12 protein-coding genes are annotated in these 16,314 nt (G+C 65.2%); 8 read left to right on the forward strand and 4 right to left on the reverse strand.

Annotated elements, in window-relative coordinates; all coding sequences use genetic code 11:
- The first annotated feature begins 70 nt into the window (after nt 1-70).
- The 4 genes from cdd (at nt 71) to DU502_RS10790 (ending at nt 2,887) form a co-directional block, all read left to right on the forward strand.
- Nucleotides 71-487, forward strand: coding sequence for a cytidine deaminase (gene cdd / locus DU502_RS10780; protein ID WP_121919490.1), 417 nt, complete (start codon nt 71-73; stop codon nt 485-487).
- 121 nt (nt 488-608) lie between these two features.
- Nucleotides 609-743, forward strand: coding sequence for a hypothetical protein (locus tag DU502_RS18860; protein ID WP_277872136.1), 135 nt, complete (start codon nt 609-611; stop codon nt 741-743).
- Nucleotides 744-801: 58 nt separating this feature from the next.
- The gene (locus tag DU502_RS10785) at nt 802-1,608 is read left to right on the forward strand and encodes a nucleoside phosphorylase (protein ID WP_121919365.1); all 807 of its coding nucleotides are present in this window, start codon (nt 802-804) and stop codon (nt 1,606-1,608) included.
- A 100-nt stretch (nt 1,609-1,708) separates the two neighbouring features.
- Nucleotides 1,709-2,887, forward strand: coding sequence for an NAD(P)/FAD-dependent oxidoreductase (locus DU502_RS10790; RefSeq protein WP_121919366.1), 1,179 nt, complete (start codon nt 1,709-1,711; stop codon nt 2,885-2,887).
- Here DU502_RS10790 and DU502_RS10795 read toward each other — a convergent pair whose 3' ends face one another.
- Together DU502_RS10795 and DU502_RS10800 are read right to left on the reverse strand one after the other, a co-directional pair.
- A complete protein-coding gene (locus DU502_RS10795; protein WP_121919367.1) occupies nt 2,888-3,784 on the reverse strand; it encodes a bile acid:sodium symporter family protein in 897 nt (298 codons plus the stop codon). It abuts the gene before it with no gap.
- 100 nt (nt 3,785-3,884) lie between these two features.
- Nucleotides 3,885-4,418, reverse strand: a complete 534-nt coding sequence (locus DU502_RS10800) for an Rrf2 family transcriptional regulator (RefSeq protein ID WP_121919368.1) — start codon at nt 4,416-4,418, stop codon at nt 3,885-3,887.
- Nucleotides 4,419-4,539: 121 nt separating this feature from the next.
- Between DU502_RS10800 and DU502_RS10805 the strand changes: the two genes are divergently transcribed.
- Together DU502_RS10805 and rocF are read left to right on the forward strand one after the other, a co-directional pair.
- Nucleotides 4,540-5,505, forward strand: a complete 966-nt coding sequence (locus DU502_RS10805) for an NAD-dependent epimerase/dehydratase family protein (protein ID WP_121919369.1) — start codon at nt 4,540-4,542, stop codon at nt 5,503-5,505.
- A gap of 46 nt (nt 5,506-5,551) precedes the next feature.
- A complete protein-coding gene (rocF, locus tag DU502_RS10810) occupies nt 5,552-6,439 on the forward strand; it encodes an arginase (protein ID WP_121919370.1) in 888 nt (295 codons plus the stop codon).
- 1 nt (nt 6,440) lies between these two features.
- Here the strand turns inward: rocF and gyrA are convergent, their stop codons facing one another.
- Nucleotides 6,441-8,939 (reverse strand): DNA gyrase subunit A, encoded by a 2,499-nt coding sequence (gene gyrA, locus DU502_RS10815; protein ID WP_121919371.1) that lies wholly within the window; start codon nt 8,937-8,939, stop codon nt 6,441-6,443.
- Entirely contained in the window at nt 8,936-10,852 is a 1,917-nt protein-coding gene (gene gyrB, locus DU502_RS10820; protein ID WP_121919372.1) for a DNA topoisomerase (ATP-hydrolyzing) subunit B, read from the reverse strand. Before gyrB ends, gyrA begins: the two co-directional genes overlap by 4 nt.
- Before the next feature lie 260 nt (nt 10,853-11,112).
- On the opposite strand from gyrB, the gene DU502_RS10825 reads away from it, so the two are divergent.
- On the forward strand, nt 11,113-15,222 hold the full coding sequence (locus tag DU502_RS10825; protein ID WP_121919373.1) for a DNA topoisomerase VI subunit B: 4,110 nt from the start codon (nt 11,113-11,115) through the stop codon (nt 15,220-15,222).
- Nucleotides 15,219-16,307, forward strand: a complete 1,089-nt coding sequence (locus DU502_RS10830; protein ID WP_121919374.1) for a DNA topoisomerase IV subunit A — start codon at nt 15,219-15,221, stop codon at nt 16,305-16,307. The genes DU502_RS10825 and DU502_RS10830 overlap by 4 nt, the downstream gene beginning before the upstream one ends.
- The last annotated feature ends 7 nt before the right edge of the window (nt 16,308-16,314 follow it).

The following is a 16,314-nucleotide window of genomic DNA, read 5'->3' on the forward strand; positions in this document are numbered from 1 at the left end:
TGCTCGGCGACCAAAAGTTCCTCGGGTGCGGTGACGGGATATATGACGCGTGGCGGCGTACGCTCTCGCCGTGACCGACGACCTCATCGACGCCGCGCGGGAGGCACTCGACGCGGCCTACGTCCCCTACTCCGAGTATACGGTCGGTGCGGCGCTCCGTACCGCCGACGGCACCGTGTTCACGGGGTGTAACATCGAGAACGCCAACTTCAGCAACAGCCTCCACGCGGAGGAAGTCGCCATCGCCGAGGCGATCAAGAACGGCCACCGCGAGTTCGACCGCCTCGCCGTCACCTCGGGTGCCCGCGACGGCGTCACGCCCTGCGGGATGTGCCGACAGACGCTCGCGGAGTTCTGTGACGACGACTTACCCGTGATCTGTGACGAAGGCGGGGAATCGACGACCGAGTACACACTCGGTGAACTCCTGCCGGAAACCATCGGACCGGAGACATTGGAATCAGCCAAACGTTCTGGGAAAGGTTGATTTAGACATCAAACATTCAATTAGATCCCGAATGAGATTGTGTACCATGGACAATAGGGCCATTTAGCACAACATATCGTCAGAAGATTTTAGTAGGAAGACGTGTAATCCAGTAAACGAGATGGCACACCTCATCGAGCCCACGACCGACACGGCGACGCCCGCCGCTTGCCCGTCCTGCGAGAGCGATATCCTGAACGTCCACGGTATCCACACCTGTTCGACGTGTAGCTGGGTCACGCCGGAGTACCAGTAACACAGTAGCGTTCGAACGTTACTGTGGCTATTTCACGGTCCCCGCTGTACGGTGGTCCATGACCGACGACGCGGACGACCGCCAGTACCACCTCGACGTCGCGCCCGGCGACGTGGCCGACACCGTCTTACTTCCCGGCGACCCGGACCGCGTCGACGTGGTGACCGACCACTGGGACGACGCCGAGACGGTCGCCGAACACCGCGAGTACCGCACGTCGACCGGCATCTACGACGGCGCGCCGCTGTCGGTCACGTCGACCGGCATCGGGAGTCCGTCGGCGGCCATCGCCGTCGAAGAACTCGCTCGCGTCGGCGCGGAGACGTTCATCCGAGTCGGCTCCTGTGGTGCGCTCCAGCCGGAGATGGACGTGGGCGATCTCGTCATCACGACCGGCGCGGTCCGAGGCGAGGGGACGAGCGAGGAGTACGTCCGGGAGGACTACCCCGCTGTCGCCGACCACGCCGTCGTCTCGGCGCTGGTCGCGGCCGCCGAACGTCTCGGCTACGACTACCACTGCGGCGTGACGATGAGCACCGACAGTTTCTACGCGGGACAGGCCCGCGAGGGGTTCGAGGGGTTCGAGGCCGCGGGCACCGAGACGCTGCTCGACGACCTCCGCGCGGCGAACGTCAAGAACGTCGAGATGGAGGCGAGCGCCATCCTCACGCTGGCGAACGTCTACGGCCTCCGGGCCGGTGCCGTCTGCACCGTCTTCGCCAACCGTTCGACGGGCGAGTTCCGCACCGAAGGGGAGGGCCGAGCCGCCGAAGTCGGGAGTCTCGCCGCCGCGCTCCTTCACGAGATGGACGAAAAGTGTGCGGACGCCGGCGCCGACGCGTGGCACGCCGACCTCTCGCTCTAGAAATCGACGGTCGTCGACATCAAATTCGACAAACGGCCGATACAGGCGCTCTCGCAGGCGTTTCAACACCCCTATAACTGCCCCCGGACGACAGGGACGTATGACTGCTCAGGTCGTCGTTCTCGGGTCCGGGTACGCGGGCGCGGGCGCCGTAAAACGGTTCGAAGACGTGAACGACGGGACTGCCGAGCTGACGTGGATCTCCGAACACGACTACCATCTCGTCCTCCACGAGTCACACCGTGTCATCCGGGACACGAGTGTCGCCTCCAAGGTCACCATCCCCGTCGACGAGATCAAGTCCCCGGAGACGACGTTCCGGCAGGATCGTGTCACCGACATCGACGTCGACGAGCGGACCGTCCACTGCGAGGACGGCGAGCCGGTCGACTACGACTATCTTCTGGTCGCGCTGGGGAGCCGCACCGCCTTCTACGGGATCGAGGGGCTGAAGGAGTACGCCCACACCCTCAAGAGCCTCGACGACGCGCGCGAGATGCACGAGGACGTGGCCGCCGCGGGGAGCGACGCCACTCGCTCCGACCCCGCACAGGTCGTCGTCGGCGGCGCCGGCCTCTCCGGTATCCAGTCTGCGGGCGAAGTCGCCGCCTATCGCGACGAACACCGCGCACCCATCGACGTGACGCTCGTCGAGGGCCTCGACGAGGTGTTCCCCGGGAACGACCCCGAACTGCAGGGGGCGCTCCGCAAGCGACTCGAAGAGGCCGGCGTCGACATCATGTGCGGCGAGTTCGTCTCGAAAGTCGACGAGGACACCATCTACGTCGGCGGCGGCGAGGACGAGGACCCGACGGAACTCGACTACGACGTCTTCCTCTGGACCGGCGGGATCACGGGACAGGAAGAACTCGAAGACGCCAGCGTCGACAAGGACGACCGGAGTAACCGGGTGTACGCCGACCGCGACTTCCGCACGAGCGACGAGCGCGTGTTCGCCATCGGTGACACCGCGCTGATCGAACAGGGGCCGGAGGAGTTCGCGCCGCCCACCGCACAGGCCGCGTGGCAGGCCGCCGAAGTCGCCGGCGAGAACCTCGTCCGGGCTGCGAAGGGGCAGTCGCTCCGAACGTGGACCTACGACGACAAGGGGACGCTCGTCTCCATCGGTGACGAGGCGGTCGCCCACGGTGTCGACGTACTGCCGTTCAACACGTTCGGCGGTCTCGGCGCCGAGACGCTCAAGAAGTTCGTCGCCGCGCGCTGGATCGCGGACGTTTCCTCTATCGGCCGGGCGATCGACGCCTGGTCGGACATGTAATCAGCGAGCGAACCACGCCGCGAGCGCCGCGCTCGACACCATTTCGACGACGCCGAACGCGACCGCCGGGAGGGACGACACTGTCGGCAGGCCAGCGGCGATCACGAGTGCCGCCGCGACGGCGAAATCCCGCATGCCGACCGAGAGTACCGACGCGATACGCGCCCGTCTGGACGCCCGACTCCCGACGAGATAGCCGACACCGTAGCCGGCGCCGTTCAGGGCGATGGCACCTATCACCACGCCGACCAACAGCGACATGTTCGAGCGGACGACGCCAGCGTTGGCGGCCGTCACACCGCCGATGATGAGCACGACCATCACGGCCGACACCGCCGGATAGTAGTCGTCGTAGCGGCCGACGCGGGACGGACGCCACGTCCGCAGACCCACCGCGACGACCATCGGCACGACGACGGCCACGAGCAACTGTTCGACGAGTGGGAACACCGGCACGGCGACGCCGCCGCCGAGAATCGTGACGACCACGGGGACGAAGCCGACACTCCCGAGACCGACGAGAACGAGTACCGTCGTCGCCAGTGCCGTGTCGCCGTCGGCGAGGTCGGTCATCACCGGCGTCACGAGTTCTGGCGTCACCGCTCCCAGCACGACGAAGCCGACGGTAAGGGCTGGCGACAGCCCGAGTCCCCGGGCCACGCCGGCGGCCAGCAACGGCATCGTCGCGTGGCCGACGAGAACGAGGCCGAGCGTTCGGCGGTCGACGCGCCGGAACTGCCCGACCGAAAGCGTCAGCGAGATGCTCCCGATCATCACCGCGAGCACGAGCGTCGAGGCCCGCGTCACGACGGCGATTCGTGGGACGGTGATTCCGATAGCGACCGAGAGAACGACCCAGAGGAGGAGGTAGTCCTCGACGAGGGTGGTCAGTCGCATAGGTGACGGCACGAATGGGTCGGGGTGTGACGATTCGGAGAGAGTGCTGTAGAGGAGGGGGCGAACCGATCAGATGGGGTGAGAGGCTGGATCGGGACGCTCAGTGATTTGGCTCCTCCGCCGGCGCGCGCATGTCGTCGATGCGAAGGATGAGGATGTTGTCGGTGTCGTCCTTGCCGTCGACCGTCCCGTCGATGACGAGTTTCGAGAGGGGCGTGGGACCGACGCGTACCTTGTCACCCTCGTGGAACTCTCGAACCGATCCCTGCACGTGAATCTCGGCGCGACACAGATCGGGGTGGTGGACCGAGGAGAGATCGATTTCGCCGACGTTCGCGGTGTCGACGGGTTCGCCGTTGTGGAGGAGGGGGACGGCGGCGGGTTCGTCCATCTGATCCACGTCGAGTGCTTCGTAGGCGTTCGCCGTCGGCTTGTAGCCACCTTTCGGCCCGGGTACCCCCTCGACGAGTTGAAGGGCTTTCAGACTCTGCATCTGGTTACGGATCGTCCCCGGGTTCCGGTCGACTTCCTCGGCGATGTCCTCCCCTTTGACCGCGTCTTCGGTTTCACGGTGGAGGTTGATGAGGGCCGTGAGGATCGTCTTCTGACTCGACGTTAGTTCGATTGATGACATACTACATGGTTGGTCACTCGCATTATTAAATTCGATGGATGTACGGATCGGTGCTGGATTTCGCTCGGGCCATGGACGAGAAAACGATACGGCTTTGCATCTGTCTGGAGTGTGACGAGCCATGAGAGGCAAGCGTGTCCTCGTCACGGGCGGTGCGGGGTTCATCGGATCGAATCTGGCGAATCACCTGGCCGCCGACAACGAGGTAATCGCCCTCGACGACTGCCACCTCGGAACCCCCGAGAACCTGGACGGCGTCGACGCCGACGGGAACGCCAGCGGCCCGATCGAGTTCGTCGACGGGAGCGTCCTCGACGACGACCTGCCGACCGACGTGGACGTCGTCTTTCACCTCGCCGCCTACTCCTCCTACACGATGGTCGAGGAGAACAAACGCGAGGCCACGCGCGTCAACGTCGAGGGGTTCGTCAACGCGGTCGAACAGGCCCGCGAAGACGGCTGTGACACCGTCGTCTACGCCACCACCTCCTCCATCTACGGCTCCCGAACCGAGCCGTCACCCGAGGATATGGACGTCGAGGCGCGCACCTGCTACGAGGCGTCGAAACTCGCCCGCGAACAGTACGGCGAGTACTTCGGCAACCACTACGACATGACCCTCGCCGGCCTGCGTTTCTTCTCGGTCTATCAGGGCTACGGCGGCGCCGAGGAACACAAAGGCGAGTACGCCAACACCGTCGCGCAGTTCGCCGACGATATCGCGAACGGCGAGGCGCCCGTCCTCTTCGGTGACGGCACGCAGACACGCGATTTCACCCACGTCGACGACGTGGTGCGAGCCATCGAACTCGCCGCCGACCACGAGTTACACGGCATCTACAACGTCGGCACCGGCGAGAGCTACGACTTCAACACGATGGTCGAGATGATCAACGACGAACTCGGGACGGACATCCAGCCGGAGTATATCGAGAACCCGCTGCCCGTCTACGTCCACGACACGATGGCCGACGCGTCGAAGCTCCGCGAGGCGACGGGGTGGGAACCGGAGGTTAGTTTCGAGGAGGGCGTCGCGCGGGTGTGTGCGCCGTATCGAGAGAGCCCGAACGCGACGCCAGACGAGTAGCGGAGGGCGTCGCGCCCCTTTTCTCCACACCCGCACAACGTTCCGTATGAGCGACACGATCCGCATCCTCGGCGCTCCCACCGACTACGGCGCGAGCCGCCGCGGCGTCGACATGGGCCCCTCGGCCATCCGCTACGCCGGCCTCGCGGCCACGCTGTCCACCCTCGGCGTCGACCCGCTGGACGCGGGCGACCTCTCGGTCCCACCGGTCGAGGCCGACGACCCCGGCCGCGCCGACGCGAAGTATCTCCCCGCCATCGAGTCCGTCTGCACCGAACTGGCCGACCGGGTGGCCGACGCCCTCGCTGACGGCGACCGACCGCTGGTGCTCGGTGGCGACCACTCCGTCGCCATCGGGAGCGTCGTCGGCTCAACCCGTGACGCCGACATCGGCGTCCTCTGGTTCGACGCCCACGGCGACCTGAACACGCCGGCGACGACGCCGAGCGGCAACGTTCACGGCATGGCTCTGGCCGCGCTCCTCGGTCACGGGGAGTTCGCGTCGATGTCGTGGACGGGAACGGGAATCGATCCCGAGAACGTCGCCCTCGTCGGCGTCCGCGACCTCGACCCCGGCGAGCGCGAGGCGATCCGCGACCACGGCATCACCACCTTCTCAATCTCCGAAATCGACCGCCGGGGCGTCACGAGCGTCGTCGAGGACGCCCTCGACGTTGTGACCGGTCGCGACGGCGTCCACGTCAGCCTCGATCTGGACTGGATCGACCCGACCGAGGCACCGGGCGTCGGGACACCCGTCCGCGGCGGCGTCACCTACCGCGAGGCGCACGCGGCGCTCGAACGGGTGGCCGACGAGGCGACAGTGCGGTCGCTCGAACTGGTGGAAGTGAACCCCATTCTCGACGACCACAACCGAACGGCGGAGTTGGCGATCGAACTCGCCGCGAGCGCGCTGGGAAAACAGATCCTGTAGGTCAGGCGTCGGCGGAGTCGGCGGCGTCTGCGTCCGCCTCGTCCGCGCCGTCACCCCGGTCCGCCGGGATCACGGCCACGGACGCCACCGAGTCGCCGGCGTCCAGATCCATCACGATGACACCCATCGTGTTGCGCCCGACCGTCGAGATTTCCTCGACGGGCGTCCGCATGATCTGGCCGTCCTCGCTCATGACGACGAGGTGGTCACCGGGGGCGACGGCGTCGATGGCACACGCCGGCCCGTTGCGCTCGTTCGTCTTGATGTCGATCAGCCCCTTGCCGTACCGGGACTGCTGGCGGTAGGCGTCGATCGCCGTCCGCTTGCCGTAGCCGTTGTCGGTGACGGTGAGCACCCAGCTGTGGTCGTCGGAGTCGACACCCGCGAGGCCGACGACGTGATCCTCGCCTTCCAGCTTGATCCCGCCGACGCCACGGGCGTTCCGGCCCATGGGCCGCACCTCGGACTCGTCGAAGCGGATGCTCATGCCGCCGGCGGTGGCGACGATCAGATCGCGGTCGCCGTCGGTCAGCTCCACGTCGACGAGGGCGTCGCCCTCCGCCAGCCGGATGGCACGAATCCCGGTCGAGAGGATGTTGCCGAACTCCTCGACCGCCGTCCGCTTCACCCGGCCCTTCCGGGTCGCCATCGTGAGGTAGCGACCGGCACCCTCCTCCAGGTTCTCGCAGTCGACGACGGACTCGATCTCCTCGCCGTCGTCGAGATCCAGCAGGTTCACCGCCGACTTGCCGCGGGCCGTGCGGCTCATCTCAGGCACCTGATACGTCTTCAGCTTGTACACCTGCCCGTGGTTGGTGAAACAGAGCAGGTAGTCGTGGGTGTTGGCGAGGAAGACGGAGGAGACCCGGTCGCCCTCCTTGAGATCGGCGCCGATGATCCCCTTCCCGCCGCGGTTCTGGGCGCGGAACGCCGACAGCGACATCCGCTTGATGTAGTCGTCCTCGCTGACGACGACGAGGGTGTCCTCCTGCGGGATGAGGTCCTCGTCGGTCACCTCGCCCGTGTCCTCGATGATCCGGGTGCGGCGCTCGTCGGCGTACTCGTCTTTGATCTCGCGGAGTTCGTCTTTGATGACGCCGAGCAGTTCCGACTCGTCTTCCAGAATCTCGGTCAGGCGTTCGATCCGTTCCTGCACCGACTCGTACTCGTCCTCGATTTCCGCGGCCTCCATCGAGGTGAGGCTGCCGAGTTGCATCGCGACGATGTGTTCGACCTGATCCGTGGAGAAGTCGAATTCGGCCTGTAGCGCCGCCTTGGCGGCGTCGCGGTCCTTAGCGTCCTGGATGAGTTCGACCACCTGATCGGCGTTCTCCAGCGCCGTGAGGCGACCTTCCAGAATGTGGGCGCGGTCCTCGGCCTCGTCGAGTTCGAACTGGCTCCGGCGTCGGACGACTTCGCGGCGGTGGTCGAGGTAGACCGAAAGCGTCTCCTTGAGATCCAGCACTTTGGGCTGACCGTCGACCAGCGCGAGGTTGATGACGCCGAACGTCGTCTCCAGATGCGATTCCAGCAACTGGTTCTCGACCACCTCGGGGTTCGCACCCCGCTTGAGTTCGATGACGATGCGGATGCCGTCGCGGTCGGACTCGTCGCGCAGGTCACGCACGCCGTCGAGTTTGCCGTCGTTCACGTCGTCGGCGATGCGCTCGATCAGGCGGGCCTTGTTCGCCTGATACGGGAGTTCGGTGACGACGATGCGGTCCTCGGTTACCTCCATCTCGGCGCGGACGCGCAGGCGGCCACGCCCCGTCTTGTACGCCTTGTAGATGGCGTTGCGGCCGACGATGTTTGCGCCGGTCGGGAAGTCGGGTGCGACGACGTGGTCCATCAGGTCCTCGATGGCGCAGTCGGGGTTGTCGATGAGATGGATCGTCGCGTCGATCACCTCACCGAGGTTGTGCGGCGGAACGTTCGTCGACATCCCGACGGCGATACCCGAGGAGCCGTTGACGAGGAGATTCGGGAACGCCGCCGGCAACACGTCGGGTTCCTCTTTGCGGCCGTCGTAGTTGGGCGAGAAGTCGACGGTGTCTTTCTCGATATCGGCCAGCAGTTCCTCGGCGATGGGCGCCATCCGCGCTTCGGTGTACCGCATGGCCGCCGGCGGGTCGCCGTCGATGGAGCCGAAGTTCCCCTGCCCGTCCACGAGGGGTGCGCGCATCGAGAAGTCCTGTGCCATCCGCGCGAGGGCGTCGTAGATGGCGGAGTCGCCGTGCGGGTGGAAGTCACCCATCGTCTCTCCGACCACGGAGGAAGACTTCCGATGGGAGGCACGGGAGGTGACACCCGCCTCGTGCATAGCGTAGAGGATGCGGCGGTGGACGGGTTTGAGGCCGTCGCGGGCGTCGGGGAGGGCACGACCCGCGATGACCGACATCGCGTAGTCGATGTACGACTGCTCCATCTCCTGTTCGATGCGGGCGGTGTCGATGCGCCGCGCGGGCACGTCGTCGGGTTGGTCGGGCGCGTCCGAACTCATATGTCCACCCACTCCGCGTCGCCAGCGTGCTCTTTGATGAACTGCTTTCGCGGTTCGACTGCGTCACCCATCAGGATGGAGAACATCCGGTCGGCGGCCGCGGCGTCCTCGACCGTGATCCGCTTCAGGATTCGGTTCTCGGGGTTCATCGTCGTCTCCCAGAGCTGATCGGGGTTCATCTCTCCGAGACCCTTGAACCGCTGGACCTGATCGGGGTTCCCGTTACATTTCTCCTCGACGATCCGATCCCGCTCTTCCTCGCTCATGGCGTCGTACGTCTCGCCACGGTAGCGGACGCGGTAGAGCGGCGGTTGAGCCGCGTAGACGTACCCGCGTTCCAGCAGTGGCTTCATGTGCCGGTAGAGGAGCGTCAGGAGGAGTGTGCGGATGTGGGCGCCGTCCACGTCCGCGTCGGTCATCAGGATGATGCGCTGATAGCGGGCGTCCTCGATGTCGAACTCCTCGCCGATGCCCGTGCCGATGGCGGTGATGAGCGCGCGAATCTCGTTGTTCTCCAGAATCCGGTCGAGACGGTGTTTCTCGACGTTCAGGATCTTCCCCTTCAGCGGGAGGATTGCCTGAAATTCGCGGTCACGGCCCTGTTTGGCGCTGCCGCCGGCCGAGTCGCCCTCGACGACGAACAGTTCGGACTTGCTGGGATCTTTCGACTGGCAGTCGGCGAGTTTGCCGGGGAGCGCGGTCGATTCCAGCGCACTCTTGCGGCGGGTGAGTTCCTCCGCCTTCTTGGCCGCCTGTCGGGCTTTCGCGGCCTCGACGGCCTTGCCGACGATAGCCTGCGCCGTGCCGGGATTCTCCTCGAAGAAGGTGCCGAGCTCTTGGTGGACGGCGCTCTCGACGATGCCTCGGACCTCGCTGTTGCCGAGTTTGGTCTTGGTCTGTCCCTCGAACTGCGGGTCCGGGTGTTTCACGGAGATGACGGCCGTCAGCCCCTCGCGCACGTCCTCGCCTTTGAGGGTCCCATCGAGGTCACCGAGCAGGCCGTTGTCGGTCGCGTAGTCGTTGACGACGCGCGTGAGCGCCGTCTTGAAGCCCGTGAGGTGGGTGCCGCCCTCGCGCGTGTTGATGTTGTTGGCGAAGGCGTGGATCGAGCCCTGTAGTTCGTCGGTGGCCTGCATCGCCACCTCGACAGCGATGTCGTCCTCCTCGTCCTCGAAGTAGATCACGTCGTCGTGGAGGGCGGTCTTGGTCTCGTTGAGGTACTCCACGAACTCCCGAATGCCGCCCTCGTAGCGGAAGGAGACGGCCTCGCCGTCGCGTTCGTCGGTGAGGCCGATTTCGACGCCGGAGTTGAGGAAGGCGAGTTCGCGCAGGCGCGTCGACAGCGTGTCGAAGGAGAAGTTTGTGTGTTCGAAGATGTCGCCGTCGGGCCAGAAGCGGACGGTCGTCCCCGTGTCCTCGTCGGGGTCGAGGTCGCGGACGCGTTCGAAGCCGTCCGCGAGGGGTTCGCCGCCCTCGAACTCGTGGTGCCAGACCGCACCGTCGCGTTTGATCTCCACCGTCAGCCGTTGGGAGAGCGCGTTGACGACGCTGACGCCGACGCCGTGGAGCCCCCCCGACACCTGGTAGGACTTGTTGTCGAACTTCCCCCCGGCGTGGAGGACGGTCATGATGACCTCGACCGCCGGCCGGTCGTACTGCTCGTGTGTGTCGACGGGAATGCCACGGCCGTTGTCCGTGACGCTCACCGAACCGTCGTCGTGGACGGTTACCTGGATGGCGTCACAGTAGCCTGCCAGCGCCTCGTCGATGGCGTTGTCGACGACCTCGTAGACCAGATGATGTAGACCACGCGTGTCGGTCGACCCGATGTACATCGCCGGACGCTTCCGGACTGCCTGGAGCCCCTCCAGTACCTGTATCTGCCCGGCTCCGTACTCTTGTTCGTCAGCCATAGAACCTACTCGCCGTAGACGACCACGCCCCTTAAACACTCGCACGCGTGCGCGCGACGAAAGATACTATTTTCTCAGCGAGAAAATCCGCTCGGTATTCCACAAGCCGAATTCGTGATTCGTCGCCGCCCGGGACGACAGGTGTCGTGAGCGAGCGTGTGACGCGGACTGCGCCCGCTCGTGCGCGCTCGCGCTCCGATCTTCACTTTCACCACGCTGGCGGTGGCCTTTTAAACGTCCTGACGGTACACCACCCACGGATGACATCGTTCCAGTCGACGCTCGGCGAGGAAGGGGGGATCGCCGAGGAGCTGGCCGAGAACCAGCGGGCCATCTCCATCGCCGAGTTCTTCGAGAAGAACAAACACATGCTCGGCTTCGACTCCGGAGCCCGAGGGCTCGTGACCGCCGTCAAGGAAGCGGTCGACAACGCCCTCGACGCCACGGAGGAAGCCGGCATCGCACCCGACATCTACGTCGAAATCGCGGAGGCGGGCGACTACTACAAACTCGTCGTCGAGGACAACGGACCGGGCATCACGAAAGAGCAAATTCCTCGTGTGTTCGGAAAATTGCTGTACGGTTCCCGGTTTCATGCACGGGAACAGTCGCTGACACCCGATCAGCGACTCCTCGTCCGCCGCGGCGGCGACGTGGAAGTCGTTCCCATTGGTGTCCTCTGTGACGCCTATCTCCCAGCCGACGGCGAGGGAACTGCCCCGATCCCCGACGATATCGAGGCACCGTCCTTCGACCGTGAAACGCACGAGATGACCTGGGAGCCGGTGACGCACGCGATTCGTCACGAGACGGCGGAGCAAACGTACGAAATCACCACCGAGAAGGGTCGGACAGTCGAAGTGACGGGCAACCACAGCGTCTTCGGCGTCACGAAAGACGGTGAGACGACGGAAGTTCGAGCGGGGGAACTCGAACCCGGCGATGCGATCCTGACGCCGCGTCGACTCCCCAGTTCCGACGGAACGGTCGAGTCGGTGAATCTCCTCGAACACATCACGGTCGATCAACTCGACGGTCGGCGGGTCTACGTCTACGGCTTCGACGAGGAGACGCTGGCGGAGATTCGAACCGGCGAGACGATCAGAAAGAAGCCGAATCCGGACAGCGACCGTGAACGGTACTACTACCGATACGACGGCGTCGATATCCTGCGCGACAGTCTGGAGCAAAACTACGTGGAGAAGGGGTATCTGCCGGCGGAGACGGTACTCGAACTCGGCTGGGAGGAGAAAGCGGCCGACTGCGAGTTCAAGACCTACCAGGTAGGTGGCGACGAGACGACGGTACCGGTTTCGATTCCAGTCGACGACGCGTTCGTCAAGTTACTCGCGTACTACGTCTCGGAAGGGCACACCGACGATCGACAGATCGGACTCACCTTCGGGAGCCACGAGGCAGAGCTGATCGAATCGACCGAACGGGCAGTGGCCGGGATCACCGGATCGACGACGACGGTCGAGCGCAACCGGAATTCGACGCGGGTGAAGGCGTTCGGGTCGCCGCTGGCGATGTTTCTCGAATCGGCCTGCGGCGACGCCGCGACGAACAAGCGGATTCCGGGCTTCGTCTTCGAGATGGCTCCCGAGTACCGACGGCGGTTCGTCGCCGCCCTCTACGAGGGTGACGGGTCGGATTCCCACCCCAGCAACGAACTCTCGCACACGACGACGAGCGAAACGCTCGCTCGACAGCTCTCGGTACTCTGGAACATGCAGGGGGTGCTAGCGAGTACGGAGGTTCACGAGAACGCGAGCGGCTACGCCGACGATCCGTCGCCGACCTACCGGACGAAGGTGTACAGTGACGACGCGACGGTGAGCGACGTATTCGAGGCGACGACCGATCCCGGCGAACAGGGATACAAACGGATTCCCGTCTCGCTCCTCGACGACGTTCGGGTCGAGGACGTTCCCCACGAGACGGTTCCCGACACGATACCGGGGCTGTTGATGGGTGCCGGCGTCGGCTCGAAAGTCGAACACGCCGAAGTGTACCGGTCGCTTATCGAACGTTCCCTCGCGGGCGAACACGTCGAAGAGCCACGCTACGTCCACAGCCTCGTGGAGAATGGACTCCTCGACGACGACCATCAGCCGACTGAACTCCTGGAAGAACTCTGGGAAACCTTGACGAACCTCCATGGACTCACCGACAGCGACATGTGCCTCCTGCCGGTGAAATCGGTCGAAGAAACCGAACCACCTGAATACGTTTACGACATCTCGGTTCCCGGCGCGACCGGGCGAGACGAGAACTTCGTCGTCGTCAACGAGGGCGCACTGAGCGTGAAGAACAGCCGCGGCCAGCAGGGGATCGGAATTTCTGCCGCCGTCCTCTACTCCCAGCTCACCTCCGGCAAACCCGCCAAGATCACCAGCCGTACCCAGGGGAGCGCCGACGCCGAGTACTTCGAACTGATCGTCGACACCGACGACAACGAACCCGAGATCAGGGAGGATCGAACCACGTCGTGGGACCGTCCCCACGGCACCCGGATCGAACTGGAGATGGAGGCGAACATGCGGGCGCGCAACCAACTCCACGACTACATCAAGCACACGGCGGTCGTCAACCCACACGCCAGAGTGGAGCTTCGGGAACCGGGACTCGACGAGCCGCTGAAATTCGAGCGCGGCACCGATCAGTTGCCCGCCGAGACGGAGGAGATCCGCCCCCACCCCCACGGCGTCGAACTGGGCACGCTCCTGAAGATGCTCGACGCGACGGAGTCGTACTCCGTCTCGGGGTTCCTCCAGAGCGAGTTCACGCGTGTCGGCGGCAAGACGGCGACGAAGGTGTGTGATCGCTTCCGCGACAACCACTTCGGGCGGGAGATGGCGTGGACGACGCCGAACCCGCACGACGAGGCCGACGTCGAGGACGCGACCATCGACGCCGTCGCCAACAAGAGCGCCGACGCGACCGAGTGGTTCGGCGAGAAGGTAGCCGAGACGGTGGGCGACCGCGAGCGGATCGCCCACCACGAACTCGTCGGAATCGTCGAGAATCTCGCGGACGCGGCCGAAGACGAGTTCGGGGAGACGTTCGGCTCGACGGTCCGGGAGAACGCCGTCGACGCGGCGTGGGCGGAACTCACCCGCCCCGACCTGCTGACGGCGTCGCTCTACGAGCGGATCGACGCCGCAACCAGCACTCGGAAGGACGACGCGGCGGTGCAGGGGCTGGCCGAGCGCCTCGCGGACAAGTTCGCGGAGGCCGACGACCCGCGACACCGAGCCACCCGGGGTGAACTCGTCGCCTACGTCGACCGGTCCGCGGACCGTGTCGAGGAGGCCGAGGACGCCACGTTCGGTGAGACGGCCCGCGAGAACGTCGTCGACGCCATCTGGACCCACATGCGGACGGTCCCGGACGACCTGCCGAAAGTGAAGTCGATTGCCGACGACCGCGACACCGCCTCCGAACTCCTCGAGGCGATGCGCGAGACGGACATCCTCGCGCCGCCGACGGACTGTCTCTCACCGATTACGGACGAACTCGTCGAAGCGGGGCTCCGCAAGGAGTTCGACGCCGACTTCTACGCGGCGTCGACCCGCGACGCCGAAGTCCACGGCGGCGACCCCTTCATCGTCGAGGCGGGTATCGCCTACGGTGGTGATCTGGAGCACGAGGGGTCGGTCGACGTGATGCGCTTCGCCAATCGCGTCCCCCTCGTCTACCAGCGCGGGGCGTGTGCCATCACCGACGTGGTGAAGACGATTGGCTGGCGCAACTACGGGCTAGATCAGCCGGGAGGAAGCGGCCTCCCTTCCGGCCCTGCGGTCATCATGGTCCACGTCGCCTCCACAAACGTCCCCTTCACCAGCGAGTCGAAGGACGCCGTGGCGAACGTGCCCGAAATCGAAGACGAAATCGAACTCGCCATCCGCGAGGCGGCACGGGAGCTGAAATCCTACCTCAACCGCCGGCGGTCGCTGGAGAAACGCCGGAAGAAACAGGACGTACTCGGGCGCATCCTGCCCGAGATGGCCGACAAACTCGCTGCGGTGACCGGCCGCGAACGGCCCAACATCGACGGCGCGCTCGGACGCATCATGAATAACGTGATCGTCGAGCGCGCGGTAGACGACGGGACGGTCACGCTCGCGATCCGAAACCACTCCGATCGAAAGGAGACGCTGGACGTGACCGACATCGTCACCGCGGAGCCGACGGCGGTGAGCGACGGCGCGTCGGTCGTCGACCTGGAGGGCGAGTGGTTCGTACAGTGGTCCCCGTCGGTGTCGGCGGGCGAGACGGCGACGCTCACCTACGAGGTGGGTGACGACGCGACCTTCGATATCGACATCGAGGGCGTCGAGAGCGAGAAACTCACGGTGAATACATGAGCACGCAAGACGAACGCGCCAGAGAGCAGTTGATCGACCTCGCGGCGGAGTTCTACGACCAGTTCGCCCGCGGCGAAGTGCCGGAGATGACCCTCCCGACGCGGACGAAGAGTAACATCGAGTACGACGAGGAGAGCGGCGTGTGGGTGTACGGCGACCGCACCTCCACCCGCTCGGCCAACTCGGTTCGGGGCGCCCGCAAGTTGCTGAAAGCGACCTACACCATCGACTTCCTCGCACGCCAGTTGGAGGAAGGTCGGTCGTCGACGCTGCGTGAACTCTACTACCTCTCGGAGTCGTGGGACGCCGACGAGGCGGCCTTCTCCGATCAGGACGAGTCGAATCAGTTGATCGAGGACCTCGAAATCGTCTCGGAGGTGACCCGCGAGGACTTCCACATGCGCCCGGAGGAGTCGGGCGCGACGCTGATGGGTCCCCTCGAACTCCGCGAACAGACCCGGCGCGGCGAGCGCGAAATCCACTGTCAGGAGGACGTGGGCGAGGGAGGGTACCAGATCCCGAACAACCCCGACACCATCGACTTTCTCGACCACGACATCGACTTCATCCTCTGTGTCGAGACGGGTGGGATGCGGGACCGCCTCGTCGAGAACGGCTTCGACACGGACTACAACGCCCTCATCGTCCACCTCAAGGGTCAGCCGGCGCGAGCGACCCGTCGGATCACCAAGCGCCTGCACGACGAACTCGACCTGCCCGTCGTGGTCTTCACTGACGGCGACCCGTGGTCGTATCGAATCTACGGCTCCGTCGCTTACGGGTCGATCAAGAGCGCGCACCTCTCGGAGTATCTCGCCACGCCCGAAGCGCGGTTCGTGGGCATCCAGCCCGCAGACATCGTGGAGTACGACCTGCCGACCGACCCGCTCGCGGATTCGGACGTAAATGCACTGGAGTCGGAACTCGAAGACCCGCGGTTCATGACCGACTACTGGGAGGAACAGATCGAACTCCAGCTCGACATCGGCAAGAAGGCCGAACAGCAGGCGCTCGCCTCCCGCGGCCTCGACTTCGTCACCGACGAGTATCTCCCGACGCGACTGACTGAAATGGGCGTGTTGTAGTCTCGAT

The organism is Haloplanus aerogenes (genome assembly GCF_003856835.1).
In the GTDB taxonomy this organism is placed as follows: domain Archaea; phylum Halobacteriota; class Halobacteria; order Halobacteriales; family Haloferacaceae; genus Haloplanus; species Haloplanus aerogenes.

Excerpts from the sequence above, each read along its gene's own strand:
- DU502_RS18860 (WP_277872136.1), top strand. The coding sequence starts at position 609 with ATGGCACACCTCATCGAGCCCACGACCGACACGGCGACGCCCGCCGCT.
- DU502_RS10785 (WP_121919365.1), top strand. The coding sequence starts at position 802 with ATGACCGACGACGCGGACGACCGCCAGTACCACCTCGACGTCGCGCCC.
- DU502_RS10790 (WP_121919366.1), top strand. The coding sequence starts at position 1,709 with ATGACTGCTCAGGTCGTCGTTCTCGGGTCCGGGTACGCGGGCGCGGGC.
- DU502_RS10795 (WP_121919367.1), bottom strand. The coding sequence starts at position 3,784 with ATGCGACTGACCACCCTCGTCGAGGACTACCTCCTCCTCTGGGTCGTT.
- DU502_RS10800 (WP_121919368.1), bottom strand. The coding sequence starts at position 4,418 with ATGTCATCAATCGAACTAACGTCGAGTCAGAAGACGATCCTCACGGCC.
- DU502_RS10805 (WP_121919369.1), top strand. The coding sequence starts at position 4,540 with ATGAGAGGCAAGCGTGTCCTCGTCACGGGCGGTGCGGGGTTCATCGGA.
- rocF (WP_121919370.1), top strand. The coding sequence starts at position 5,552 with ATGAGCGACACGATCCGCATCCTCGGCGCTCCCACCGACTACGGCGCG.
- gyrA (WP_121919371.1), bottom strand. The coding sequence starts at position 8,939 with ATGAGTTCGGACGCGCCCGACCAACCCGACGACGTGCCCGCGCGGCGC.
- gyrB (WP_121919372.1), bottom strand. The coding sequence starts at position 10,852 with ATGGCTGACGAACAAGAGTACGGAGCCGGGCAGATACAGGTACTGGAG.
- DU502_RS10825 (WP_121919373.1), top strand. The coding sequence starts at position 11,113 with ATGACATCGTTCCAGTCGACGCTCGGCGAGGAAGGGGGGATCGCCGAG.
- DU502_RS10830 (WP_121919374.1), top strand. The coding sequence starts at position 15,219 with ATGAGCACGCAAGACGAACGCGCCAGAGAGCAGTTGATCGACCTCGCG.